Source organism: Ruegeria sp. CDSB113, from assembly GCF_059611045.1.
Genome location: NZ_JBXWOU010000002.1, coordinates 86,879 through 110,763, shown reverse-complemented (window position 1 = coordinate 110,763; position 23,885 = coordinate 86,879). Strand labels below are relative to the sequence as shown.

Genomic DNA, 23,885 nt, shown 5'->3' with positions numbered 1-23,885 from the left:
TTTCACCCCCAAAACTGCATCTGATCTCGGCGCGAATCTGCGCGCGCATTCGCCCAATGGGCGATTTCCAGCCGGAATCCTGACCGGAAACAATACTTTGTTTACGCATTTGATTGTGCCAAGCAACCTGACCAAGCCGTGCGGCTCTACTTTGCCTGCGTCGCACAAGCACCTACTATTCCGTACCCCTTCCTTCCGCGGGCAGGCTTGTGATGTTCACAAAGTCCTGCCCGCGTTTTTCTTTGCGCAATATCCAAGCGTAAAGCGGCACAAATCTGCGCAAAACTCTGTTCAGGACGGCCTGTTATTGAATAACAAGGTCGAAATCGGACATCTGCCCCGGAACGCATCAAGAATTCCAAAGGGGCAGATATCATGCGAATCTCGAAACTCGTTCTTGCAATGGCGACCTGCGCAGGCCTTGCCGCCTGTGGTGACACGACGGGCGAACAGGCGCTGCTTGGCGGCGGCGCAGGCGCCGTCGGGGCGGCTGTTGTCAGCGCCGACCCGCTGTTCGGCGCGGTTGTCGGCGCGGCGGGCAACGTCCTGTACTGCAAGACACAAAACAACTGTAGGTAATACCGGGTTTTTCGGGGCGCGCGTCGCCCCGACCGTCATCGCGCATCACGCCGCCGTGGGGAACGTTCCCTGGGGCGGCGTTTTGCGTTCTCAGAACATCAAGACAAAGGACGTTCCATGTTTAACAAGATCCTGATCGCCAACCGGGGCGAGATCGCCTGCCGGGTCATCAAGACAGCCCGCAAGATGGGTATCGGCACCGTTGCCATCTATTCGGATGCAGACAAGAACGCCTTGCATGTGTCGATGGCGGATGAATCGGTGCATATCGGCCCGCCGCCTGCGAACCAGTCCTATATCGTGATCGACAAGGTCATGGATGCCATTCGCCAGAGTGGGGCCCAGGCGGTGCATCCTGGTTATGGCTTCCTGTCGGAAAATTCGAAATTCGCCGAGGCGCTTGAGGCCGAAGGCGTTGCATTTGTTGGTCCACCGGTTCGGGCAATCGAAAGCATGGGCGACAAGATCACCTCGAAGAAAATCGCACAAGAAGCCGGTGTTTCCACCGTTCCCGGTTACATGGGGCTGATCGAAGACGCAGAAGAGGCCGTCAAGATTTCCAACGAAGTCGGCTATCCGGTCATGATCAAGGCCAGTGCCGGCGGCGGCGGAAAGGGCATGCGGATCGCGTGGAATGATGAAGAGGCGCGCGAGGGCTTCCAGTCGTCCAAGAACGAGGCCGCAAATTCGTTTGGTGACGACCGGATCTTTATCGAAAAATTCGTGACCCAGCCACGGCATATCGAGATTCAGGTTCTGTGCGACAGCCATGGCAACGGCATTTATCTGGGCGAGCGTGAATGCTCGATCCAGCGTCGGAACCAGAAGGTGGTCGAAGAAGCACCGTCACCTTTCCTGGACGAAGCGACCCGTAAGGCGATGGGCGAACAGGCCGTGGCACTGGCCAAGGCCGTGGACTATGCCAGCGCCGGTACGGTTGAATTCATCGTCGATGGCGAAAAGAATTTCTACTTCCTGGAAATGAACACACGCCTGCAGGTGGAACACCCTGTCACCGAATTGATCACTGGTGTCGATCTGGTTGAGCAGATGATCCGAGTGGCGGCGGGTGAAAAGTTGTCGATCACACAGGACGACGTGACCCTGACCGGCTGGGCCATCGAAAACCGCCTGTATGCCGAGGACCCTTATCGCGGCTTCCTGCCGTCGATTGGTCGTCTGACCCGCTATCGTCCGCCGCAAGAGATTGCCTCTGGTCCGCTGTTGGTGAACGGTAAATGGCAAGGTGAAGCGCCCGAAGGTGAAGCCGCCGTGCGCAACGATACCGGCGTCTATGAAGGCGGCGAGATCAGCATGTACTATGACCCGATGATCGCCAAGCTGTGCACCTGGGCCCCGACCCGTGGGCAGGCGATCGAGGCGATGCGTGTTGCACTCGACAGCTTTGAGGTCGAAGGCATTGGCCACAACCTGCCCTTCCTGTCGGCTGTGATGGACCATCCGAAATTTGTCAGCGGCAACATGACCACGGCCTTTATCGCCGAGGAGTATCCCGAAGGGTTCGAAGGCGTCGAATTACCCGAGGCAGACCTGCGCCGGATCGCCGCGTCCTGTGCCGCCATGCACCGCGTCGCGGAAATCCGCCGGGCCCGCGTGTCGGGTCGGATGGATAACCACGAACGCAAAGTTGGTGACCGTTGGGTCGTTTCCGTTCAGGGCAACGAATTCGCGGTTCAGGTGGGCGCCGACAAGGAAGGTGCGACGGTTCGCTTCGAAGATGGAGCGACTTTGCGTGTGGCCTCGGACTGGACACCGGGCGATCAACTGGCAGTTTTGGACGTCGATGGCAACCCGCTGGTTTTGAAGGTTGGAAAAATCTCGGGCGGGTTCCGTATTCGCAACCGGGGCGCAGACCTCAAGGTCCATGTCCGCACGACACGTCAGGCCGAGCTGGCGCGTATGATGCCCGAAAAGCTGCCGCCGGATACTTCGAAAATGCTGCTCTGCCCGATGCCCGGCCTGATCGTAAAGATCGACGTCGAAGTGGGCCAGGAAGTGCAGGAAGGTCAGGCGCTGTGCACTGTTGAGGCGATGAAGATGGAAAACATCCTGCGCGCCGAAAAGAAGGGTGTCGTGTCCAAAGTCAACGCAGGCCCCGGCGACAACCTCGCTGTGGACGACGTGATCATCGAGTTCGAGTGATCATGATCGCGTTTTCCCCTTATCTCCATGGTTTCTCGGCGGTTCGCGCCGGGAGCTTTGGGCGTGGCGAAAGCGCTCAGCCGCCCTCGCGTCGTTCGCGGATTTCGCGTTCGCGCAGGGGTGTTTTGTCGATGGAACGGCCGATTTCACGTGTGCTCCACGGCGAAGGTTTGCGCAGTTTGACCACGCCGTCCTTGTCGACGAACACCATCTGGAAGCCGCGCGGGCGCAATTGTGACCGGATCGGAGATCGGGCGGACGGATCGGTATCGGTCAGCACGACCACATCCCGGTCGCGCATGGCCTCTTCGCCTTCCAGAAGCATGTCGATTTGCTGTCGGAAACGCGGGTCGGCGGGTGTATCGGCAAAGACGACGATGGGCCGGCTGACCCATAAGTATTCGCTCAGTTCGCTATCACCAGCGGGGCGGACAAAATCTTCATCGGCAGGCGCAGACCCATCTGCCGCCATCGCGACCAGCGGGAATAGTGCCGAGAAAACAAGGGCAAGCGTTCGTGTCATAGGGCCTCCTGTTCGTTTGAATATAGCCTCTGCGCCGGTGAATGCGACCGGCGAAATGCACGCAGGCATCAAAATATCGCGTTTACACCTGCCGCGATGCGCGGCACCGAACGTTAAAACGCGCAGGCAATGCCTGTTCGCGCCCCGAATTGAGAAAAGGAATACGCAATGACCGATACGAAAGACTGGCAGGCGCTGGCCGAGAAAGAGCTGCGCGGACGCCCGTTGGACGACCTGACCAAAGAAACTTTGGAAGGCATCGACGTCAAACCTCTTTACACGCAGGAAGACACCGCTGAACTGCCGCATATGGGGTCGATGCCGGGGTTCGGGCCGTTCACGCGGGGCGTGAAGGCGACGATGTATGCCGGGCGTCCTTGGACGATCCGCCAATATGCAGGCTTCTCAACGGCCGAAGAATCGAACGCGTTCTATCGCCGCAATCTGGCAGCCGGTCAGCAGGGTGTGTCGGTCGCTTTCGATCTGGCGACGCACCGCGGTTATGACAGTGACCATCCGCGCGTTGTCGGTGACGTGGGCAAGGCCGGTGTGGCCATCGACAGCGTCGAGGACATGAAGATCCTGTTCGATGGCATCCCCTTGGACAAGGTCTCGGTTTCGATGACCATGAACGGGGCGGTGGTTCCAATTCTGGCCAGTTTCATCGTTGCAGGCGAAGAGCAGGGGCATGACAAATCCGTGCTGTCCGGCACCATTCAGAATGACATTCTGAAAGAGTTCATGGTGCGCAACACCTACATCTACCCGCCTGATCCCTCGATGAAGATCATCTCGGACATTATTGAGTTCACGTCGAACGAGATGCCGAAATTCAATTCGATCTCGATCTCGGGCTACCACATGCAAGAGGCTGGGGCGAATCTTGTGCAAGAGCTGGCGTATACGCTGGCTGACGGGCGCGAGTATGTACGCGCCGCGACGCAGGCAGGGATGGACGTGGATAAGTTTGCAGGGCGTCTGTCGTTCTTCTTTGCTATCGGCATGAATTTTTTCATGGAAATCGCCAAATTGCGCGCTGCGCGTACGCTTTGGCATCGGGTGATGACAGATTTCGGTGCAAAGTCCGAGCGGTCCAAGATGCTGCGCACCCACTGCCAGACCTCGGGCGTGTCGCTGCAGGAACAGGACCCCTATAACAACGTGATCCGCACCGCCTATGAGGCGATGAGCGCGGTTCTGGGCGGTACCCAGTCCCTGCACACCAACGCGCTGGATGAGGCGATTGCGCTGCCTACTGATTTCTCGGCCCGTATCGCGCGGAACACGCAGCTGGTTTTGCAAGAGGAAACAGGTGTCACCGACGTCGTCGATCCACTGGCTGGTTCGTACTACATCGAAAGCCTGACCAACGAGTTGATCGAAAAAGCCTGGGCCTTGATGGAAGAGGTCGAGGAAATGGGCGGCATGACCAAGGCCGTTGCCAGCGGTATGCCCAAGCTGCGGATCGAGGAAAGCGCCGCCCGCCGTCAGGCCATGATTGACCGGGGTGATGAGGTCATCGTCGGTGTCAACAAGTACCGCAAGGAACAGGAAGACCCGATTGATATTCTGGATGTCGACAACGTCGCCGTGCGCGAAGCTCAGGTCGCGCGGTTGGATCGTATCCGCGCCACCCGCGACGAGGCCGCCTGTCAAGCGGCGCTGGACACGCTGACCAAGACCGCCAGTGAAGGTGGAAATCTGCTGGCCGCCGCCGTCGAGGCCGCCCGCGCCCGTGCATCCGTAGGAGAGATCAGCATGGCAATGGAAAAAGAATTCGGCCGCCACCGCGCCGAAGTGAAAACGTTAGCCGGTGTCTATGGCGCAGCCTACGAAGGCGACGAAGGATTTGCCGCGATCCAGAAGTCCATCGAGGAATTCGCCGAGGCTGAAGGCCGCCGCCCGCGCCTGCTGGTGGTCAAGATGGGGCAGGATGGGCATGACCGCGGTGCCAAAGTGATCGCAACCGCCTTTGCGGACATCGGGTTTGACGTGGATGTAGGCCCGCTGTTCCAAACCCCGGCTGAGGCCGCGCAGGACGCTGTGGACAATGACGTGCACGTCATCGGTATTTCGTCGCAGGCAGCGGGGCACAAAACACTGGCGCCGCAGTTGGTTGAAGAGCTGAAGAAAGCCGGTGCCGAGGATATTCTTGTTATCTGCGGTGGGGTGATCCCGCAGCAGGATTATCAATTCCTCTACGATCATGGCGTCAAAGCGATCTTTGGCCCGGGCACCAATATCCCCGAAGCCGCTCAGGACATCCTGCGCCTGATCGGTGAAGCGAAAGGCTGAGGCTTTCAAAGATTTTCGTCGAAAAATCTTGTGATCCACCGCCTTTAAGGAAAACATGCGACCAGATCCGATAGGGTCTGGTCGTTTTTCATAGGAGGCGCTGTGTGTTACTGGATCATCTGGCGGTTGCGGGCGAAACGCTCGAAGAGGCGTCTGCCCATGTCGAACAGGCATTGGGAGTACCGCTGCAAGACGGCGGCAAGCATGAAAGATTCGGCACCTACAATCGTCTTTTGGGGCTGCGGGATGGCCTGTACCTTGAGGCCATCGCGATTGACCCACAGGCACCGAACCCGCAAACAACCAGATGGTTTGATCTGGACCGGTTCATAGGCGCGCCGCGCCTTACGAACTGGATTTGCCGGGTGCCGGACATTTCAGCCTCGTTGACCGTTTTCCCCGATGGCGTTGGGCATCCGATTGATCTGGCCCGCGGCGCGTTGAGCTGGCAAATGGCGGTTCCGCCAAACGGGCGTCTGCCCTTCGACAATCTGTTCCCGGCGCTTATTCAGTGGCACGGAGATTTGCATCCGGCAAATATGCTGCAGGATAGCGGCTGCCGTTTGCGTCGATTGGTGGTTTTTCACCCGGACGCGCTGGAGCTTGCCAGGCTGCTAGGCGAAATGGGCGCTGTGGTTTTTGACACAGGCCCGGCCGCATTGCGGGCAGAGTTCGAAACACCGCATGGGAAACGCGTTTTGGAATGAAAATCAGACAAGCCAAAGCAGCGGATGCCAAAGAGATAGCTGCGATCACCAACGCAATCATTCGCGACACGCTGGTAACATTCACAACCGACGAACGCAGTGTAGACAGCATTGCACGTGACATCGAAGCGCGCGGTCCGGCCTGTCTTGTGGCTGAACAGGACAACCAGATTCTTGGGTTTGCCACCTATGGTCCGTTTCGATCCGGTCCGGGATACGCACAGTGCCGCGAGCTGACGATCCAACTGGCTACTGATGCGCGCGGTCAAGGTACGGGGCGCGCTTTGATGCGGGCGCTTGAGGCTGCCGCCCGGGCAGAGGGAGCTCATGCACTGGTGGCGGGGATTTCTTCGGCAAATCCGGGGGCAGTTTCTTTTCACGCGGCCGTGGGCTTTGTCGAAGTCGGACGCATGCCCGAGGTTGGGTTCAAGTGGGGGAAACGTCTGGACCTTGTGCTGATGCAGAAAATTCTTGCCACAGACGGTTTGGTTGCACCTGACAGTCCCGATTTGGGACGCTAGGGTGCGCTCATGTCGATCTGGATCCGTATATCCGATGCGCTGAGCGCGCTTGCCCAGGGTGAAAGCCTTACCGCAGTCTTTGAAAAGCTACGCTCGCCACCCGAACGGTCGGTGGCCTTCACCATCGCAGTGATCGCATTGGGTGCAAAAATGGCGAAGGCTGACGGGCAGGTGACCCGGGATGAGGTCACGGCGTTTCGCGACGTGTTCCAGATCGCCCGCGATGATGAGGAAGGCGCAGCGCGCGTGTTCAACATGGCCCGCACGGATGTTGCGGGCTATCAGGACTATGCCCACAAGATCGCGCGCATGTTTTCCGAGGATAGCACCACGCTGTGCGACCTGATGGAGGGGTTGTTCCACATCGCTATGGCGGACGGATTCTATCACCCCAACGAAAACGAGTTTCTGGAAGAGGTCAGCCATATTTTCGGCCAGACCGATGCGCAGTTCATGGCCTTGCGTGCCCGTTTTGTGCCAGATGCGCCCAATGATCCCTACACGGTTCTTGGGGTGCCGCGGGACATGCCGTTACCCGATATTCGCAAGGTTTGGCGGCAACTTGTGCGCGAAACGCACCCAGATGCGATGTTGGCGCGTGGAGTTCCCGAAGAGGCCGTACGTCTGGCTGAAAAGAAGATGATCGACATCAACCGCGCCTGGGACGAAATCAACGGGGCGCAGGCCTGAGGCATGCGCCTCGCGACTTATAACATCGAGTGGTTCGCCACTCTGTTTGATCGTCATGACGAACTGATCGCCGATGACAGTTGGTCAGGTCGCCATGATGTCACCAAGGCGCAACAGATCGAGGCCATCGCCAAAGTTTTGACGGCGATCGATGCGGATGCTGTGCTGGTTGTCGAAGCACCAAACACAGGGAAATCTCAGAACACGGTCCGCGCGCTACAAAACTTTGCCGAGGCTTTCGATCTGCGCACCAGCGAAGCCGTGATGGGGTTTGCCAACGATACGCATCAAGAACTGGCCTTGTTGTATGACCCGCGCGTTCTGACGGTGCGACATGATCCAAAAGACGGAGGGCAACGGGCCCCGCGTTTCGATCAGGTGTTTCACATCGACCTCGATATTGACGCAACCGAGGATCAGGTACAGTTTTCCAAGCCGCCTATGGAATTGGCGGTTGAAACCAAGGCAGGCGAACGGTTCCGTCTTATTGGCGCGCATCTGAAGTCAAAGGCGCCTCATGGGGCGGAAACCCGCGATGCGGCGATTCGCATCTCGATCGCCAATCGCCGAAAACAGTTGGCTCAGGCGATCTGGCTGGGCAGGCGGATCAAGGCGCATCTGGCGGCTGATGAAAAGGTGATCTTAATGGGCGATCTGAACGATGGTCCGGGGCTGGACGAGTTCGAAAACCTGTTCGGTCGCTCATCGGTTGAAATCCTGCTGCAATCGGGGGTGTTCGACCCCCACGCGGATACGGCCTTCGGGTCAGAACCGGGTGAACGCCCGTCGACCGCGCGCTTTTATCGGCCCCAAGATCGCGAGTATCTTGAGGCGTTGCTGGACTATATTATGATCAGCGATGGGTTAAAGGATCGTCGCCCGGACTGGCGCATATGGCATCCGTTTCGCGATCCGGCTTGCCGGGATGCGCAGGATCTACATGAAGCGTTGCTAACCGCGTCCGACCATTTCCCTGTCACTCTGGATATCGAGCTGTGATCTTTCAACCGCGTTTCAGTTGCCCTATATTTTCGATATGAAACGTTTCATTCCAATCTGCGCGCTGGCTGTCATTATGGCCCTTCCGGCCTCTGCCGAGGAAGAGGGGAACAAATCCCTGATGGAGCAGGGGGCAGAGCTGTTCTTTGAAGGCCTGCGCCAAGAGATGGAGCCTGCTTTGGATGAACTGCTGGGCCTGGCCGAACAGTTTGGCCCTGCAATGCAGTCATTTATTGCGGAAATGGGGCCCGCTTTGGCCGAGCTGGCAGATGAGATTGAGGATTGGAGCGCCTATGAAGCACCCGAGATCCTGCCTAACGGCGATATAATTATCCGCAAAAAGCCGCCGCAGGACCCAGAAATACAGCCAGAGATCCCTGAAGGCCCGCCCGAGGGCGAAACCGAAATCTGATATCTAGTCCCGGATGATGACGCGGGTTTCGGATTTCAAAGCGTTGCCGAGTGACTTTAGCCGTGCCTCGGCCACTTCGTTGAACAGGGGGCGTGCTGCAGTTGGCAAGAACAGGTCCAGTTGTTGCTTCTTGGGGTAAAATTTCAAAGTCGCCATCGGCGCATCATTCTGCATCCACAGCATGGCACCAAACCGCATGGCTTTTCCCAAAATCTCGGCCTGTTTCTGGTCTTTCTCGTCTAGGAGTTCGTACAGTGCGGTGAACCGGTTGCCCTCGCGTTTGTTGCGATACCGGTGCTGCAGGGCCAGCCCGATATAGACTCGTTCCGAGTGCTTCAAGCCGCCCAGATTGGCACGTGTGACGTAGTCGAAACAGACCTCGGCGCGATAGTCAGGATGTGCGCGCCAGCTTACGTCGTGCAACAGACAGGCCGCCTTTATCAGGCGGATGCGCGCGGGCGGGGCTGATTTGAACAGCGGCATCACGAAATCGAGCAGATGTTTTCCGAAACCGGGCAGGCGGGCGTCCTTGGCTTCGGAAAAACGGCTGGCCTCGATCAACGGATCACGGTCCCGCAGGTTTTGCGGCATCTGTTCGTAAAGCAGACCTTCGCGGATACCATAGCTGGAAATGGCGATATCCTTGGGTTTGAACGTGCGGATCAAGCGTGCCAGCACATCCATCGCATAGGGGATCAGCGCCATCCGTGATCCCGACACACCGGCTTTGCTGCGCAGCTTTTCCGGGTCACCTTTTTCGATGAATTTAATGGTCTCGCGCACCTGCTTGGTGGTCATGCGATATTCATGCAGCACGTTCAGGGGATAACCCCGGCGCAGCATGTCCAGACGCGCAAATGCTCGCCAGCTTCCGCCCACAAGGAACAGGCGATCGCGTTGCGGCCCCATCTGGTCGCGCAGATCCTCCATCGTGGATTTGATGTGCGCCTTGCGTGCGCGTCGGCCACCTTTGATGTCCCGTAGTTTCAGTGGCCCCAGCGCCGAAGTCAGGCGCCGGCCGACACCGCCGTCTCCTATCTCGGCCAATTCCATTGAGGACCCGCCGATGTCACAGATCAGGCCATATGCGCCGGGCCACCCAAGCAGGACACCCTGCGCGGACAGGCGAGCCTCTTCATCGCCGTTGATGACCGATACGGTCAGGCCGGTTTCGGCTTTGACTTCGGCACAAAACTCGGGGCCATCCTCGGCCTCGCGCACGGCCGCGGTGGCGACGACATGCAGGCCGGGCAGGCCAAGGTCATCGGAAAGTTGGGCAAACCGACCCAAAGCGGCCAGGGCGCGTTTGCGACCCGTCGGGTTGAGCCGCCCTGTGTCCGAAAGGCCCGCGCCGAGCTCGCACATCACTTTTTCATTGTAGAAATAAGCCGGTGAGCGCGCGGCGCCGTCAAAGATCACCATCCGGACTGAGTTTGATCCGACGTCAACCACACCCACGCGTGACAGAGCTCGGGCTTGGGGGTCATCAAAGAGGGGCTTTCCGAACGGACCCCAGTCAGGGATTTCGGTAACGACAGTCTGATCCATGTCTCTTCCAGATATTCCGCGTGCAGAATGCGAGATGACCCGGCGTGGGTCAATTCCCAGATTGGATATCATCCAAATCTGCGCTCAAAACACGCACCGCCAAGGCGCGGGTAATGTCGCGCTTTTCCGATAGGGCAAGCTGGTCCAGTTGCGCCACAACACTGGCGGCAGTTTCAAAGCGCCGGTCCATATGTTTGACCAAATAGGCGATGACCTCAGGGCTGGGGTTCAATTGCCGGTCCACGAACAGCTTGGCCAGAACCGCGCCCAGCAATGCATCATCCGGAGGATCCAGTGCCACGTGATGCGCGCCCTCGATCCGGCTTTGGAGATCGGGCAGCGGAAGTTGCCAGAAATTAGGGGCCAGCCGTCCAGTCATGAGAAGGGCGTTGCCTTCGGCCAACACAAGATTGTGCAGGTGAAACAGTGTTTTCTGTTGTTCTAAGTCGTCCGCGATCATCGGGACGTCTTCAACCGCGACAGGCGCGCGTGCCAGATCCGGCACGTCTTCGTGACGCACATCCGCGGCCTGAATGATCCGACCACCGGTTTCCGCCGCCCAGACATGTGCCAGATGGGTTTTACCTGCGCCCGCAGGGCCGCTCAGAACCAGTTTGTTGCCCGGCCAGGACGTGGCCGAGATCATTGCAACCGCCAGTGCATTCGCGGGAGAGACGAAAAAATCCTCACGCCCCAGCGCAGTTTTCGCCGGAAGATCAAAGCTTAGCTGAAGGGCCATATTACAGGTCTTCCTGATCCGCGCTTTCGAGGCCGGTATACAGGCGGCTGCCCAAATAGACCGATGTTGCATACCGCGCCAGCACTCCCAGCGCTGCGGCAACGGGCACCGCGATCAGCATCCCGACAAAGCCGAACAAGGCACCGAAAACTGACAGAGCCAGCAGCAACCATACTGGGTGCAAACCCACTGAGCTACCTACCAGCTTTGGCGTCAGGAAATTGCCTTCGGTTACCTGGCCCAGCGCAAAAATCCCGGCAACCAGACCGATCTGCGCCCAGTCTCCCCAGAATTGGAACAGCGCCAGACCGATGGCCAGCGTGCCGCCGATCAGGGCGCCGAGATAGGGGATGAACGTGACCAGACCGGCAATAAAGCCCACGATCAGCCCGAACTGCAGACCGACGGCCATCAATGCCACGGCGTAATAGGTTCCAAGGATCAGGCAGACGGTCCCCATACCCCGCACGAAAGACGCCAGAACGCTGTCGATATCGGCGGCCAGACGTTTGATCGTTGGGGCGTGGTCGCGCGGCAACAGGTCTCCGATACGGGCAATCATACGGTCCCAGTCCAGCAACATGTAAACGGTTACGACCGGGACGATGACCAGAAGAACGACAACGTTGATCGCCGAACCCAATGAGGCAGCCACGGTCTGCAGCACATCGCCGGTCTTGGATTTTAGGGTTTCGCCCATTGAGACAAGGAACTGGTGCGTGCTTGATTCCGTGTCCAGCAATGACGGGAACTGTTGTTCAACAAACCCGCGCAGTTGTTTGAACAGGCTGGGCATAACTTCGACCAATTCGATCAACTGTGTGATCAGCGCAGGCGCGACCATCAGGATCATCAGGGCAAAGCTGAGAATGCCAACGACGGTAATAATCCCGGTCGCAGCCATGCGCGACAGGCCCAGATTTTCCAGTCGATCTGCGACAGGATCAAGGAAATAGGCGATCGCGCCGCCAATTACAAAAGGTAGTAGAACGTCGCCAAGTGCCCATAGTAAAAGCACAAAAATAACAGCGGCAATGCCCCAGTATCTGAGTTGATCCTTTACCGGCAAGGCCATGCTCGTCCCCTTGTTCTTGGCTCTTACTGGTGTTCTTGGCGTAAGCGGCCACGTGATGCAAGCGGTTCATGCCATGGAGATTTCCAATGATTATGAGTTGAGCGTCCCAAGCTCGGGCGTATCGGCGGTGGCATTCTCATCGGGCCAGTTGGTGCGCCAGATTTCGGCGGACCAATGTCCGCAATGAACAGACGGTCGATCAAAGCCGGGCAGGGGTGGCAGTAGAGGTTCAACGACCACGTCATGACGCGGAACTGCGAAATAAGGGAAGGAATAGCGTTCTTTGCCAGATTTATTGACCACTCGATGCGGAGTGGATTTAAGCTGGCCGCCGGACCAAAGCTCAAGCATGTCGCCGATATTCACGATAAAGCCGCCGGGAGGGCAATCCGGGGTGATCCATCCGCCATCCCGGGTCTGCACCTCAAGCCCGCCGACGGGGTCGGGGGCAATGATGGTCAGGGCATCCGTGTCCTTGTGCGGATGAATGCCAAAGCCTTCCTCATCCGAGGCCTGCGGCGGATAGTGCAACAGCGTCATGTTTGTCATCGGGGTGGCAAAGGCCGCTTTCAGGACGTTGGGCTTCAGACCCAAGCCGATTTCAAGCGCGCCCAGCAGCAGTTTGGCCACATGGTCCAGTTGCGACCAATACTCCAGTATCACTTCCCGCGCGCCCTGTACTTCAACCGGCCAGAGGTTCGGGCCATAAAGCGCACAGTCATCGCGAACCGGGTGGTCCTCGGAAACTTCGAAATGCAGCTTGTAACCTTCGTATTTGTCCGCTTTGCCCGAGCCATCATTGGGCGTGAAAAACCCCATGGGGATGTATCCGCGATAGTTGTTGCGGGTGATGGCCTGATCCCACTTGCTCTGTTCATCGATGTCAAAGATCTCGCGCGTCTTGGCACGGACCTGATTAACGGTGTCAGGTGAAACCCCAGTGCCTGTGATGGAGAGAAAGCCGATGTCGGTGCAGGCGTCCAATATCCGCTGAACGGTTGCGTCATGGTCCGGATGGGCCGTGTCTTTCAGTGGAGAGATGTCGATCGTCGGGATTGATTGCATCAGTGAATCCTCACGCCTTGCCGCTCCAGCTCGGTGTGAACAGGGGCGAGGTTCATCTCGTGCAGATTCTGATTGCTTTTCAGCGACAGGGCTGCGGCAATTCCTGCGCCCTGACCCATGACCGCACAGCAGGCCATATTGCGGGTTGCGGCATGGGCAACCGTGTCGGCACCGTGCGAACGACCCGCGACCAAGAGGCCTTTGACGCCTTTGGGCAGCATCGAGCGGTAGGGGACCTGCATATACCGTCCCGTAGTCGGCAGGATCAGGATGCCATAGCCGTCGATGAATTCGGGATAGATGCCGATCGTATCCTCGAACCGGCCCTGATGGCGGGCGTCATCCTCGGTCATGTTATAGACCGCGTCGATCTTTCGCGTGTCGCGGATGCCGATGGTCATACCGAAATTTCGCAACCGAGCATTCTCGCAACCCGGCATGAAACGGCGCAGCGCTTCGATGGCCAGCATCGACTGACGACGGCCCTCGATCTCACCTCTTGTCAAACTGTCGGGGTCGGTCCCGTCGATTTCGGCCAAGTGGATGAGGTTCATATAGGTCAGCTCACCCGTATCGTGCATTGCACCCCAGGTGCCCGCGATAGTGTTCAGATGCGGGGGGATAAGCCCTTGATCGATGGCCTGTTGGAATGGTTTGTGGACGAAGGGCGAAAACATGTCGTCTTCTTTGCCGCTCGTCTCGATATTCCACTCACCGCCGCCGCCCCAATCCTTGTAGGTCTGGGGGTTGGCCTTGACGCCTTCCATAAAGGCGCGTTTGTCGACACCAGCCAGATGGAACATGACCGAAGCGGCCATCATGTCTTCGCGGGCGGTTTTGTGCGTCGGCGCGCCTGCGCGATGTGCCACGTCCGCGTCGCCGGTGGCGTCAATCACAACTTTGGCCAGGATCGCCTCGCGCCCCGCTTTGGATTCAGTGATGATGCCAGTGATCCGGTCACCTTCCATGATCGGAGCGACGAATTGCCGGTGCAGCATCGGATGAACGCCTGCCTCTTCAACCAGCTTGTCGGCCACTAGCTTAAAACCTTCGCTGTCCAACTCATAGCTCAGCGACTGGCTTTCGGGCACCGCGGCGCCCATGTCCTTAGCGCGGGTCTCGAACTCCATGCCGATTCCGCCAGCTTCGACCGTCTGTTCATGGCGATACCAGGCGAAACCCTCAACGCCCACGGCGGTGATGTTGCCACCCATGCAGCCGAAGCGGTCGACAAGCGACACCTCGACCCCGGCCCGGGCCGCGGCCAACGCGGCGGCCAGTCCTGCCGGTCCTGACCCGACCACAAGAACGTCTGTTTGATGAACAACCGGTATTTGACGCGCGGGTTCCTGAATGGTTTGCATGGGTGCCCCCTGGAATTGGTATTTCAGTCACAATTGAAAACCCTGACTGGCGGGTCAATCAAAAAACCGACCGGCCCGAGGTCGCAAAATAACCAATGCATGATTGCCCCCGGCGGGGCTTTGGCATAAGCAACTTTGAAGTCCAAATTCACCTTTAAAGGTTCACCAATGCGCCTCAGCCGTTACTTTCTGCCCGTTCTCAAGGAAAACCCCTCCGAGGCTCAGATCGTCAGCCACCGGCTGATGCTGCGCGCCGGGATGATCAAGCAAGCTGCTGCCGGAATTTATTCATGGTTGCCGCTGGGTTTCAAAGTGCTGCGCAAGCTGGAAAACATCATCCATGAAGAGCAGGCACGCGCTGGCCACATCGCGATCCAGATGCCCATCATCCAATCGGCGGATCTGTGGCGCGAATCTGGACGGTATGATGATTATGGTCAGGAAATGCTTCGCATGAAGGACCGGCATGACCGGGATATGCTGTTCACACCGACTGCAGAAGAGTTGGTCACCGACATCTTCCGCGGTCATGTGAGCAGCTACAAAGATTTGCCGCTGACGCTTTACCAAATCCAGTGGAAATTCCGCGATGAGATCCGCCCCCGCTTTGGTGTGATGCGCGGACGCGAGTTCTATATGAAGGACGGTTATAATTTCGACCTGACCAAAGAAGACTCGCTGCACGCCTACAACCGCCATCTGGTCACCTATCTGCGCACCTATGAGCGCATGGGCCTGCAAGCCATCCCGATGCGCGCCGATTCCGGCCCCATCGGTGGCGACAACACGCACGAGTTTCTCGTTCTGGCCGATACCGGTGAATCTGAGGTGTTCTATGACAGTGCAGTCACCGATCTGACCTTCGGTGATCGTCAGATCGACTACGACAGCCGCGAGCAGTGTCAGGCGATCCTCGAAGAGTTCACCTCGAAATACGCGCGCACGGATGAAACCCATGATGAGGCGCTGTTCAACCAAGTCCCCGAAGAGCGTCGCCGCGTGGCGCGTGGGATCGAGGTTGGCCAGATCTTCTACTTCGGCACCAAGTATTCCGAAGCCATGGGCGCAACTGTTCAAGGCCCCGATGGAAAGCCGGTTCCTGTTCACATGGGCAGCCACGGTATCGGCGTCAGCCGCCTGATCGGCGCGATCATCGAGGCCAGCCATGACGACAAGGGCATCATCTGGCCCGAAGGCGTGACGCCGTTCCATTGCGGTATCGTCAACCTGAAGCAAGGTGATGACGAGGCCGACGCCGCCTGTAACAAGATCTACGGCGCGCTGACTGCGCTGGGCCTCGAGCCGTTGTATGATGACCGTAAGGAACGGGCAGGGGGCAAGTTCGCCACCATGGACCTGATTGGTCTGCCCTGGCGCATCACCGTTGGCCCGCGCGGTCTGAAAAACGGAGTAGTTGAACTGACCTGCCGCCGCACAGGCGAAAGCGAGGAGTTGAGCCCCGAAGCGGCCGTCACGAAAGTTGCCGAAATCTATGAGCAAATCGTCTGAACAGGATCATCGGCCGCTGATCTCAGTTGTCACCGTTACACGCAACCTGATCGAAGCGGGGCGCGAGGAGCATGTCCTCGCCGCCCTGAAAAGTGTGCAGTCCCAAAAGTTTCGCAACGTCGAGCACGTCATCTGGGACGGGCAATCCGATGACGGCACACAAGACCTGTTGGAAGATGCGATTAAAAAAGTCTCGACCTCGGGCGATCCCATTCCGGTGCGGTATTTTTGCAAGGGGGACAAAAGCCTTTATGACGCGATGAATCAAGCGGTCGAGCGCTGTACTGGCGAGTATGTCCTGTTTCTCAACTCGGACGACCTGATTGCAGACGCCGAGAGTCTGCTTCGGGTGCAAAATGCCATTGGGCCGGACAAGCCCGACTTTGTGTATGGCGAAACAGTCTTTTTCGATGATGAGGGCAACCGCCGTCACGCCCGTCGACTAACCCTGAAATCCATCCTGCAGCGGTTGCCATTCGGTCACAATGCAATGGTTCTGAAACGGGCGTTGTTTCAGGAACTGGGTGGACATGACCTGCAGTTCCGTTCTGCCGCGGATTACGACATGGTTCTGCGGATGATCCTGTCTGGCCATTCCGGCCGGCGGCTGCAGACCCCGATTTCACTGTTTCGGATTGGCGGGGTGTCAGCAGACACTGACGCCGCTGGCGCCGAGATGGCCGCATGTTGGTTGAAGAATTATAGTCAGTTCTGCGATCTGTCCAGATACACGGACGCGCAGCGAATTGGATGGTACAAACAGGGCCATCTGCCGGTTCGGGTTGCAGGTGCAATCTTGCTGAAATCGCTGTCGCAGCCCGCCATCGCACGTGCCGCGCTGTACAGCCTGACAAAGACGCTGCGCCGCAAGGCTCAGTTCTGGCGAAACTTTTAGTTTCTCTGCGGTTCCGGCCGTTCCGTCAGAATATCGCCATCCGCGCTGTTGCCGCGTGCCACGACAATCGGACGGCCCAGACGTTTAACCAGTTCCTTGAATTCGAACCCCAAAAAGCGTATCCCGCAAACTCTTTCATCGGTTGCGCGATCCGTAATGCACAACCGCCCCTGACGGAACGCCAAGAGGTATCCTTTGTCTTTCAGGATGTCGGTCAAATTTGACCAGCTTGCCGCGGCGTCGAAAACAGGGCGAATGGTTGCACGCAACAGCGCTGCTGTCTCACAATCCAGTTCTGAAGATGCGTTTCGGACCAAAATAGGGTCCAACAATTCCGTACTACTCTTTACAAACATGAGCGACCCCCGCTCTAAAAAAATGTATTCCCCCATAATCAGGGTGACAAAGTTTCCAAAAATAAGCAAAACGCGAAATAAAGTTGCGTTTCAAATGTTGCATTTTGAGTTCAGTTTGCCTCGCCATGCTCACATTAACTTCATAGCTGAAACAATACCGGGCTGTCTGTGAAGAGCGTCACAACCGGTGGTATATTTTAGTGACGGGTGATCTCCTTAAATTCGAGTGACCAATTAACCGGTGCCCCCGCTGATTCGCATTTTCGAGGCTTTGAGAGTGAATTTGACCGCGCCGAAATTGCTGATAAACCGAGCAAAACGATGAACGGGTCCGCGCTGCGCTGAGTTTCGCGACCGTCGTGTATTCAAGGGACTTCCCCCTGCTTGAACTTCAGGCGCTGTTCGGATCGCGCAGGCGGCCGTCCGAGTTCATGTTGCTGAATGCGTTTTGCCTGGAATCGCCTGATGGCTATGCACCGTGGTTCGAGGACCACGCGCAATGCAATATCGGGCTCTGGCCGACCTATTCGCCCGAGGAAATGGCGTCGCAGTTGGCGATGCTGGATGATCCTGCTGCATTGACGTTGGGTCTGCATAACCGCGCCTTGTCGCTGTTGCCCGGCGATCTGCGGGATCGTGTGTTTTCCGAGTTGGAAATCAGGGGTATTTGTACCCGACCGCGCGCCGAAGAGGTGCTAAACCGCGCGGCAACGCTGACCGGCTGACAACCGGCTTGACCATCCGGTGAAATGCCGAAAGGGTCGCGACAACAAAATAACCGGAGCAGGCATGGCCAGAACACCCCCGCCCTTTGCCCCATTTGAGTGGAAAATCGCGTGGCGTTACCTGCGCGCGCGCCGTGCCGAAGGTGGCGTGAGCGTCATGACGTGGATTTCCCTGATCGGGATCACGCTGGCCGTCTTTGCCCTGATCGCCACTCTGGCCGTCCGTTCTGGATTTCGGTCCGAATTCGTCGGCACGATTCTGGGCGCAAACGCCCATGTGACTGTGTACTCCGCCGGAGAGTTTGATGCGCAGGGGCGCGTTGACCGCACAATCGCGGAATATGAAGAGATGACCAGCCGGATCGCGCAGGTTCCGGGCGTGGAACGCGCGGCCCCGCTGGTCAAAGGGCAGGTCCTGATTACCAATCGCGATCGCAGCAGCGGGGTCGAGGTCTTTGGTATCCGCCCCGACGACCTGCGCGATCTGTCCGGCGTCGCGGAAAGTGAACAGGCCGTTGGTGATCTGGCACAGTTTCAGGACAGTGAGGATGTGATTGCCATCGGGTCAGGTGTGGCGCGCAGCATTGGGGCGACGGTCGGGGACACCGTCAAGGTGACTTCACCCAACGGGGTGAAAACCGCCTTTGGGACATCGCCTCGGGTGAATGCCTATCAGGTGGTCTATGTGTTCTCGGCCGGGCGGTATGACATCGACCGCACCCGCGTTTACATGCCGTTCACGCAAGCTCAGAGCTTTTTCAACCGCGACGGTGTGGCGGACGAGATTGAAGTGATGGTTGAACGGCCCGAAGCGATGAACCCGGTTCTGATCCCCATCCTCGAGGCCGCAGGCGGGCGCAGCCAGATCTGGACGTGGCAGGATGCTTCGGGCGGTTTTCTGCGTGCGCTTGAGGTTGAGGACAACGTGATGTTCATCATCCTGTCGATCCTCGTCCTGATCGCGGCAATGAATATCGTGTCGGGCCTGATCATGCTGGTGAAAAACAAGGGGCGCGATATTGGCATCCTGCGCACCATTGGCCTGAGCGAAGGGTCGATCCTGCGGATCTTTTTTATCTGTGGTGCGTTCACAGGCATCATCGGCACCGTTATGGGAGTGATCCTCGGCTGCCTGTTTGCCATCTATATCGACCCGATATTCTCATTCGTGAACTACGTCATGGGCGGCGGCGTCTGGGATCCGTCCATTCGCGGCATCTACTCCTTACCCGCCGAGTTGCACCTTTCAGATGTTCTCAAGGCGATTGGGCTGTCGTTGGGGCTGTCGTTCATCGTCACCTATTTCCCGGCCCGCCGCGCGGCGCGGCTGAACCCGGTTGAGGCGCTGCGCTATGAATGATCTGACGATGCGGCTGAACGGTCTGACCAAGACCTACCTCAAGGGCACTCCGGGTGAGGTGCAGGTGTTGCGTGGGGTCGATCTGGAATTGCGCGCAGGTGAGGCTGTGGCTTTGGTCGCGCCATCCGGGGCAGGCAAATCGACACTGTTGCACATTGCCGGACTGCTGGACAAACCAGATGAAGGATCAGTTGAGATCGCGGGCCAGAATGTAGCGGGCAGGGGGGATCGAACCCGTACAGCGCTTAGACGGCAGGACGTTGGGTTCGTGTACCAGTTCCATCATTTGTTGCCCGAGTTTACCGCGCTGGAAAACATCACCCTGCCGCAACTGGCTAACGGTATATCCGAAAAGGCTGCACAGGACAGGTCGATGGCTTTGCTGGACCGCGTTGGAGTGGCGGCACGTGCCAATCACCGCCCCGCCGCCCTGTCAGGCGGCGAGCAGCAGCGTGTTGCGTTTTGCCGGGCCTTGGCGAACAAGCCACGCGTTTTGCTGGCGGATGAACCGACCGGTAATCTGGATCCCGAAACCTCGGATCAGGTATTTGGTGCGCTGATGTCGCTGGTCCGGGATGAAGGGCTTTCAGCGTTGATTGCCACGCATAACATGGATCTGGCCGCGCGGATGGACCGTAAGCTGAGACTGGAGGCGGGTGTTCTTAAGCCAGTTGAGTGATGGCGACTCCGATCGCCATCACGGCTATGCCCCCGGCCCGTATCCATGTCAGCGGCGTGACCTGAGCACCGAACAGGCCAAAATGATCGATGGCCGCCGTGCTGATCAGCTGTCCCAGCAGAACAAAGAACACTGCGTTGCCGACCCCGAAATGGGGGGCAACATGCGTGATCGACAGAACATAAAACGCAATCAAAACACCGGCCAGCAACAAGTGTTTCGGAGCTTGGGCCACCTTCGATAGCGCTTCCATTCCCGGGAACAGCAGCATGACCAGGGCTGACGCCACGAACGCGATGGCAAACAGGACTACGCCGGCGGTTGTCGGGGACCCGATCAGCTTGCCCAGTGCGGCATTCAAAGCCGCCAGAATCGGAACGCCGATCCCGGCCGCCAGCATAATGGCTGCGTATTGTGTCATTGCCCGTATCCTCCCGCTTCGTTGATCTGGATCATTGCGCCAAGCCGCCCGGCGGGCAAGCCTGCAAATGTCAATCGTGACAGGAGGATGCGATGATCAGACCGATGCTCGGGGCAGTTTGTGCGAGTGTAACTGCGTTGGCGTCTCAGGCCATGGCGCAGAACGTTGAAACCGGTGCCGAACTCTATCAGCATTATTGTGCGACTTGTCATGGGATCGATGCGACCGGGCATGGGCCAATGGCTGGTGTGTTGGTGATACAGCCGACTGATCTGACCCAGCTGGTATCCGGGGATGGAGTATTCCCAACAGCCCGTGTTGTGGCGCGTATCGACGGGCGTGATCCTCTGGTCAGTCATGGCAGCCCGATGCCGGTTTACGGTCCCTATTTTGACGGGCAGGATACCTCGATGAAAGCACCCGATGGGCAGCCGATCCTGACCAGTCAGCCGATTGTGGATCTGGTGGCTTATCTGGAGACGCTGCAATAAGGCTTAGCCTTCGCGGCAAATCCCTTCGACCTTCGCTCCGCTCCACGGAATGACAACGGCACGCTCGCGCTGCGCGCCAGGCAGCGGTGACAAGTCGAAATGCGCGCCCAACATGTCATGCAGGCGCTGGGTCCGCGGTGCGGTAGGGTCCAATGCCCGGCAGCAGACGTATTCCTCGACGATCGCCCCCTGTTGTTCGAATCCATAGGACAGGAAATCAGGCGATGTCTGCAGGTCGAACAAGTAGGGGTCCTTGCTTCCGCCATGTTCGGCGGCGGCACGCAGGGGGTGATAACCGGTGGACCGGCGGTTCTGCCATTGCCAGACGTGGGTCAGCTCGTGTGCAAGCAACATCCCGGCAATCAGGTCCATTTGTTCCGGGAAGTCGGACATATAGTCCTCAAGATACCAATCCTTGTTAAAATAGACCTTGTTGAACAACGCAACAGCGGCGGGTTTTGCGGTGACGACACCTTCTTCGGTTGGTGGCAGGATACGTTCCCGACAGGCTAGGCGCGGCCGGTCCTTGCGGTAAAACGTGATCGGTGTGACCGGCGCACCTTCAACAAGGCGCACGCGATCCAGATCCAACGTGTCGCCTTGAACGGCACTTACAAATGCGCGTTCCTGATCCGTCAAAGGGCGTCCACATGCAGCAAGCAAAATTAGTAGCGTCATCAAAATACGAAAGGCCATAATCAAAGCCTAATGCGAAGCGCCCGCGCTGCAACCCGTTTTCACAGGCTCATCGCCAAAACCCCGCTGATTTCGGTCAGCGACCGGCCTGATTGATCCATCCATGTATTAAAGGCCTCTTGCACCGCTGCCATCGCCTTTTTCGATGTTGGGGCCTTATCGACCACCCCTTCGGCAATCAGCCGCGCGGTCACATCTTGCGAGAGGATATAACTGTCGCGCCCTGCAAATCGCATGGCGTATTGGGCCGAAGCCCCGCCCAGACGCGACCCTCGCTTACCTAGCATCGCCAGCAGCCCGGCAAAGTCGTTCGATGGCCAACCCCCAAGAACCTGACCCGCACCGCCTTCATCACGAAGCTCCAGCAACAAGGCGGCATTGTCACGAACGGTCGCGATCTTGGTTCCGTTGCGCACAATGCGGGTATCCTGCAGCAAGGTGTCGAATTTCTCATCATCCATGAAGGCGCAGCGTCCGACATCGAAACCGTCAAACGCGATTTCAAACCCGTCCCACTTGTTTTCGATGACCTTCCAGTTGAACCCCGCCTGAAAAATAGTCTTGGTAATAACTGACAGCCAGCGATCTTCCGGCATCTCAGCAAGCTTGGCCAGGCTTTTGGGTTTGCTCAGTTTGTCATTCAGCGCATCCGAACCACCATGGCGGTTGGCGGCCATTGCAAAAATTTCATCGAAATGACGCATAAATCATGTCCTCCACCGATAAAGTTGCCTGTTGAACGCTTCGTTGCAAGGTCTCAAAGAGAGTGAGTTTTTGGACATTTGGTGCGTTTGAGATCAAAAAAATGCAGAAAAATCGAACATCGGGAAAAGAAATACTCGACAAAACAGTGGAATCGGGTTTCTGATTGACTCGTCAATCAAAGACCTGCGCCAGATATTTGTGTTAAGCAAAAACGCGCGCGATCAGTACAACGCAGCGGGTGGGGACTTGCAGCTTAGTACAAGGCGAAAAATTCCGCCTTTGTTCAAAGTGTTCACTTCCCTTTTGCGGCCAATATTGTGCATGTTGCGACATGGTATTGTCGTCTGTCCAACCTTCCGGCGCGCACCTGTGCGCTGAGGTGGACGAAAAACAAAAAAAGACAGGGAGAATGTCGATGAAAAAACTTAGTGTCAGCCTGTTGGCTATGATGGTAGCCGGTTCCGCTTACGCCGCCGATATGGGTGCCGTGGACGAGCCGATCAAACTGGCGATCAACGAATGGACCGGTCAGCACGTAACGACCCAAGTGGCGGGCGAGATGCTGAAAGCCGCAGGTTACAACGTCGAATATGTGACCGCTGGTATGATGAACCAGTTCCAGGCGATCGCAGATGGCGACATCACTGCGACGCTGGAAATCTGGTCATCCAACGTCTCGGACGAATACGCCAAGAAAATCGACGAAGGCACCGTCGTCGAAATCGGCGATCTGGGTCTGGATGCCAAGGAAGGCATCGCTTATCCGGCGCACGTGGCCGATCTGTGTCCCGGTCTGCCTGCGTGGGAAGCGCTGAAGGATTGCGCGCAGGTCTTCGCGACCGCTGAAACTCTGCCCGGTGGTCGTCTGGTCGACTATCCTGCCGATTGGGGTACGCCCGGCGCCGACCGTATGACCGGTCTTGAATTGCCGTTCAAAGCTGTGCCTGCCGGTTCCGAAGGCGCTCTGATCGCCGAATTGCGCGCTTCGACCGAGCGCAAGTCACCGCTGCTGATCACTTTCTGGCAGCCGCATTGGGCGATGTCGGCCTATGACGTTCAGTTCGTTGAATTGCCTGCCGGTGAAGAAGCCTGCTTTAACGATCCGGCCTGGGGTCCAAACCCGAACGCCGTGAACGATTGCGATTTCTCGCCCTCGCGTATCTTCAAGGCCAGCTGGAACGGTATGGAAGAGAAATGGCCCGCGGCCTATGAAATCCTGTCTAACTATCAACTGGCGGTCGAGGACCAGCAGCCGATGATGGGCGCGATCGACGTTGACGGCGGTAAAGTCGAAGAAGTTGTCGCCGAATGGATGGCTGCGAACGAAGACAAATGGCGTCCGGTTGTTGACGCGGCAACGCAGTGAGT

At 57.8% G+C, this 23,885-nt stretch carries 25 protein-coding genes; 15 read left to right on the top strand and 10 right to left on the bottom strand.

The genetic code is table 11. The features are described from left to right. The first annotated feature begins 375 nt into the window (after positions 1-375). Positions 376-579, top strand: a complete 204-nt coding sequence (locus AC2FIS_RS04975; protein WP_058275656.1) for a hypothetical protein — start codon at positions 376-378, stop codon at positions 577-579. A 117-nt stretch (positions 580-696) separates the two neighbouring features. Beyond that, positions 697-2,742 carry an ATP-binding protein gene (locus AC2FIS_RS04970; RefSeq protein WP_496772205.1) on the top strand — a complete coding sequence of 682 codons (2,046 nt, stop codon included), beginning with the start codon at positions 697-699 and terminating at the stop codon, positions 2,740-2,742. Between the two features lie 76 nt (positions 2,743-2,818). Here the strand turns inward: AC2FIS_RS04970 and AC2FIS_RS04965 are convergent, their stop codons facing one another. Further along, entirely contained in the window at positions 2,819-3,265 is a 447-nt protein-coding gene (locus AC2FIS_RS04965) for a DUF4174 domain-containing protein (protein WP_282151663.1), read from the bottom strand. Between the two features lie 168 nt (positions 3,266-3,433). Between AC2FIS_RS04965 and scpA the strand changes: the two genes are divergently transcribed. The 6 genes from scpA to AC2FIS_RS04935 all read left to right on the top strand — a co-directional run bounded on the left by scpA (position 3,434) and on the right by AC2FIS_RS04935 (position 8,889). Further along, a complete protein-coding gene (gene scpA, locus AC2FIS_RS04960; RefSeq protein WP_496772203.1) occupies positions 3,434-5,560 on the top strand; it encodes a methylmalonyl-CoA mutase in 2,127 nt (708 codons plus the stop codon). Positions 5,561-5,664: 104 nt separating this feature from the next. Continuing rightward, entirely contained in the window at positions 5,665-6,267 is a 603-nt protein-coding gene (locus AC2FIS_RS04955) for a VOC family protein (RefSeq protein ID WP_496772202.1), read from the top strand. Next, positions 6,264-6,788 (top strand): GNAT family N-acetyltransferase, encoded by a 525-nt coding sequence (locus AC2FIS_RS04950; protein WP_496772201.1) that lies wholly within the window; start codon positions 6,264-6,266, stop codon positions 6,786-6,788. The genes AC2FIS_RS04955 and AC2FIS_RS04950 overlap by 4 nt, the downstream gene beginning before the upstream one ends. A gap of 9 nt (positions 6,789-6,797) precedes the next feature. Next, complete coding sequence (locus AC2FIS_RS04945; protein WP_109313150.1) at positions 6,798-7,478, top strand: molecular chaperone DjiA; 681 nt, start codon at positions 6,798-6,800, stop codon at positions 7,476-7,478. Between the two features lie 3 nt (positions 7,479-7,481). Beyond that, a complete protein-coding gene (locus AC2FIS_RS04940) occupies positions 7,482-8,477 on the top strand; it encodes an endonuclease/exonuclease/phosphatase family protein (protein WP_496772200.1) in 996 nt (331 codons plus the stop codon). Between the two features lie 37 nt (positions 8,478-8,514). Next, positions 8,515-8,889, top strand: a complete 375-nt coding sequence (locus tag AC2FIS_RS04935) for a hypothetical protein (protein ID WP_496772199.1) — start codon at positions 8,515-8,517, stop codon at positions 8,887-8,889. A 3-nt stretch (positions 8,890-8,892) separates the two neighbouring features. On the opposite strand, the gene AC2FIS_RS04930 is transcribed toward AC2FIS_RS04935, so the two are convergent. The 5 genes from AC2FIS_RS04930 to AC2FIS_RS04910 all read right to left on the bottom strand — a co-directional run bounded on the left by AC2FIS_RS04930 (position 8,893) and on the right by AC2FIS_RS04910 (position 14,680). Beyond that, positions 8,893-10,437, bottom strand: coding sequence for a Ppx/GppA family phosphatase (locus AC2FIS_RS04930; RefSeq protein ID WP_109313147.1), 1,545 nt, complete (start codon positions 10,435-10,437; stop codon positions 8,893-8,895). Between the two features lie 49 nt (positions 10,438-10,486). Next, positions 10,487-11,176 carry an HdaA/DnaA family protein gene (locus AC2FIS_RS04925; protein ID WP_472723227.1) on the bottom strand — a complete coding sequence of 230 codons (690 nt, stop codon included), beginning with the start codon at positions 11,174-11,176 and terminating at the stop codon, positions 10,487-10,489. Position 11,177: 1 nt separating this feature from the next. After that, the gene (locus AC2FIS_RS04920; protein ID WP_496772197.1) at positions 11,178-12,251 is read right to left on the bottom strand and encodes an AI-2E family transporter; all 1,074 of its coding nucleotides are present in this window, start codon (positions 12,249-12,251) and stop codon (positions 11,178-11,180) included. Between the two features lie 90 nt (positions 12,252-12,341). Further along, positions 12,342-13,316, bottom strand: a complete 975-nt coding sequence (locus tag AC2FIS_RS04915) for an isopenicillin N synthase family dioxygenase (RefSeq protein ID WP_496772196.1) — start codon at positions 13,314-13,316, stop codon at positions 12,342-12,344. Next, positions 13,316-14,680, bottom strand: coding sequence for an FAD-dependent oxidoreductase (locus tag AC2FIS_RS04910; RefSeq protein WP_496772195.1), 1,365 nt, complete (start codon positions 14,678-14,680; stop codon positions 13,316-13,318). Before AC2FIS_RS04910 ends, AC2FIS_RS04915 begins: the two co-directional genes overlap by 1 nt. 168 nt (positions 14,681-14,848) lie before the next feature. On the opposite strand from AC2FIS_RS04910, the gene proS reads away from it, so the two are divergent. Next, on the top strand, positions 14,849-16,189 hold the full coding sequence (proS, locus tag AC2FIS_RS04905; RefSeq protein ID WP_496772193.1) for a proline--tRNA ligase: 1,341 nt from the start codon (positions 14,849-14,851) through the stop codon (positions 16,187-16,189). Next, positions 16,173-17,084 carry a glycosyltransferase family 2 protein gene (locus AC2FIS_RS04900; RefSeq protein WP_496772191.1) on the top strand — a complete coding sequence of 304 codons (912 nt, stop codon included), beginning with the start codon at positions 16,173-16,175 and terminating at the stop codon, positions 17,082-17,084. Before proS ends, AC2FIS_RS04900 begins: the two co-directional genes overlap by 17 nt. Here the strand turns inward: AC2FIS_RS04900 and AC2FIS_RS04895 are convergent. After that, positions 17,081-17,440, bottom strand: a complete 360-nt coding sequence (locus AC2FIS_RS04895) for a hypothetical protein (RefSeq protein WP_496772190.1) — start codon at positions 17,438-17,440, stop codon at positions 17,081-17,083. The genes AC2FIS_RS04900 and AC2FIS_RS04895 overlap by 4 nt on opposite strands. A gap of 359 nt (positions 17,441-17,799) precedes the next feature. Here AC2FIS_RS04895 and AC2FIS_RS04890 point away from each other — a divergent pair, with 359 nt between their 5' ends. The 3 genes from AC2FIS_RS04890 to AC2FIS_RS04880 all read left to right on the top strand — a co-directional run bounded on the left by AC2FIS_RS04890 (position 17,800) and on the right by AC2FIS_RS04880 (position 20,204). Continuing rightward, complete coding sequence (locus tag AC2FIS_RS04890; RefSeq protein ID WP_496772189.1) at positions 17,800-18,165, top strand: hypothetical protein; 366 nt, start codon at positions 17,800-17,802, stop codon at positions 18,163-18,165. Positions 18,166-18,229: 64 nt separating this feature from the next. Continuing rightward, on the top strand, positions 18,230-19,525 hold the full coding sequence (locus AC2FIS_RS04885; protein ID WP_496772187.1) for a lipoprotein-releasing ABC transporter permease subunit: 1,296 nt from the start codon (positions 18,230-18,232) through the stop codon (positions 19,523-19,525). After that, positions 19,518-20,204, top strand: coding sequence for an ABC transporter ATP-binding protein (locus tag AC2FIS_RS04880; protein ID WP_496772186.1), 687 nt, complete (start codon positions 19,518-19,520; stop codon positions 20,202-20,204). Before AC2FIS_RS04885 ends, AC2FIS_RS04880 begins: the two co-directional genes overlap by 8 nt. Here the strand turns inward: AC2FIS_RS04880 and AC2FIS_RS04875 are convergent. Then, positions 20,188-20,625, bottom strand: a complete 438-nt coding sequence (locus AC2FIS_RS04875) for a DMT family transporter (protein ID WP_496772185.1) — start codon at positions 20,623-20,625, stop codon at positions 20,188-20,190. The genes AC2FIS_RS04880 and AC2FIS_RS04875 overlap by 17 nt on opposite strands. A 92-nt stretch (positions 20,626-20,717) precedes the next feature. Here AC2FIS_RS04875 and AC2FIS_RS04870 point away from each other — a divergent pair, with 92 nt between their 5' ends. Continuing rightward, positions 20,718-21,116, top strand: coding sequence for a c-type cytochrome (locus tag AC2FIS_RS04870; RefSeq protein ID WP_496772184.1), 399 nt, complete (start codon positions 20,718-20,720; stop codon positions 21,114-21,116). Positions 21,117-21,119: 3 nt separating this feature from the next. On the opposite strand, the gene AC2FIS_RS04865 is transcribed toward AC2FIS_RS04870, so the two are convergent. Both AC2FIS_RS04865 and AC2FIS_RS04860 read right to left on the bottom strand, forming a co-directional pair. Then, a complete protein-coding gene (locus AC2FIS_RS04865; protein WP_496772183.1) occupies positions 21,120-21,794 on the bottom strand; it encodes a hypothetical protein in 675 nt (224 codons plus the stop codon). A 59-nt stretch (positions 21,795-21,853) separates the two neighbouring features. After that, positions 21,854-22,516, bottom strand: a complete 663-nt coding sequence (locus tag AC2FIS_RS04860; protein WP_496772181.1) for a DNA-3-methyladenine glycosylase I — start codon at positions 22,514-22,516, stop codon at positions 21,854-21,856. Positions 22,517-22,932: 416 nt separating this feature from the next. On the opposite strand from AC2FIS_RS04860, the gene AC2FIS_RS04855 reads away from it, so the two are divergent. Continuing rightward, positions 22,933-23,883, top strand: a complete 951-nt coding sequence (locus AC2FIS_RS04855; RefSeq protein WP_058275748.1) for an ABC transporter substrate-binding protein — start codon at positions 22,933-22,935, stop codon at positions 23,881-23,883. Positions 23,884-23,885: the final 2 nt, after the last annotated feature.

Coding starts and splice junctions, on each gene's coding strand:
- AC2FIS_RS04975 (WP_058275656.1), top strand. CDS start 376: ATGCGAATCTCGAAACTCGTTCTTGCAATGGCGACCTGCGCAGGCCTT.
- AC2FIS_RS04970 (WP_496772205.1), top strand. CDS start 697: ATGTTTAACAAGATCCTGATCGCCAACCGGGGCGAGATCGCCTGCCGG.
- AC2FIS_RS04965 (WP_282151663.1), bottom strand. CDS start 3,265: ATGACACGAACGCTTGCCCTTGTTTTCTCGGCACTATTCCCGCTGGTC.
- scpA (WP_496772203.1), top strand. CDS start 3,434: ATGACCGATACGAAAGACTGGCAGGCGCTGGCCGAGAAAGAGCTGCGC.
- AC2FIS_RS04950 (WP_496772201.1), top strand. CDS start 6,264: ATGAAAATCAGACAAGCCAAAGCAGCGGATGCCAAAGAGATAGCTGCG.
- AC2FIS_RS04945 (WP_109313150.1), top strand. CDS start 6,798: ATGTCGATCTGGATCCGTATATCCGATGCGCTGAGCGCGCTTGCCCAG.
- AC2FIS_RS04940 (WP_496772200.1), top strand. CDS start 7,482: ATGCGCCTCGCGACTTATAACATCGAGTGGTTCGCCACTCTGTTTGAT.
- AC2FIS_RS04935 (WP_496772199.1), top strand. CDS start 8,515: ATGAAACGTTTCATTCCAATCTGCGCGCTGGCTGTCATTATGGCCCTT.
- AC2FIS_RS04930 (WP_109313147.1), bottom strand. CDS start 10,437: ATGGATCAGACTGTCGTTACCGAAATCCCTGACTGGGGTCCGTTCGGA.
- AC2FIS_RS04925 (WP_472723227.1), bottom strand. CDS start 11,176: ATGGCCCTTCAGCTAAGCTTTGATCTTCCGGCGAAAACTGCGCTGGGG.
- AC2FIS_RS04920 (WP_496772197.1), bottom strand. CDS start 12,251: ATGGCCTTGCCGGTAAAGGATCAACTCAGATACTGGGGCATTGCCGCT.
- AC2FIS_RS04915 (WP_496772196.1), bottom strand. CDS start 13,316: ATGCAATCAATCCCGACGATCGACATCTCTCCACTGAAAGACACGGCC.
- AC2FIS_RS04910 (WP_496772195.1), bottom strand. CDS start 14,680: ATGCAAACCATTCAGGAACCCGCGCGTCAAATACCGGTTGTTCATCAA.
- proS (WP_496772193.1), top strand. CDS start 14,849: ATGCGCCTCAGCCGTTACTTTCTGCCCGTTCTCAAGGAAAACCCCTCC.
- AC2FIS_RS04900 (WP_496772191.1), top strand. CDS start 16,173: ATGAGCAAATCGTCTGAACAGGATCATCGGCCGCTGATCTCAGTTGTC.
- AC2FIS_RS04895 (WP_496772190.1), bottom strand. CDS start 17,440: ATGTTTGTAAAGAGTAGTACGGAATTGTTGGACCCTATTTTGGTCCGA.
- AC2FIS_RS04885 (WP_496772187.1), top strand. CDS start 18,230: ATGGCCAGAACACCCCCGCCCTTTGCCCCATTTGAGTGGAAAATCGCG.
- AC2FIS_RS04880 (WP_496772186.1), top strand. CDS start 19,518: ATGAATGATCTGACGATGCGGCTGAACGGTCTGACCAAGACCTACCTC.
- AC2FIS_RS04875 (WP_496772185.1), bottom strand. CDS start 20,625: ATGACACAATACGCAGCCATTATGCTGGCGGCCGGGATCGGCGTTCCG.
- AC2FIS_RS04870 (WP_496772184.1), top strand. CDS start 20,718: ATGATCAGACCGATGCTCGGGGCAGTTTGTGCGAGTGTAACTGCGTTG.
- AC2FIS_RS04865 (WP_496772183.1), bottom strand. CDS start 21,794: ATGACGCTACTAATTTTGCTTGCTGCATGTGGACGCCCTTTGACGGAT.
- AC2FIS_RS04860 (WP_496772181.1), bottom strand. CDS start 22,516: ATGCGTCATTTCGATGAAATTTTTGCAATGGCCGCCAACCGCCATGGT.
- AC2FIS_RS04855 (WP_058275748.1), top strand. CDS start 22,933: ATGAAAAAACTTAGTGTCAGCCTGTTGGCTATGATGGTAGCCGGTTCC.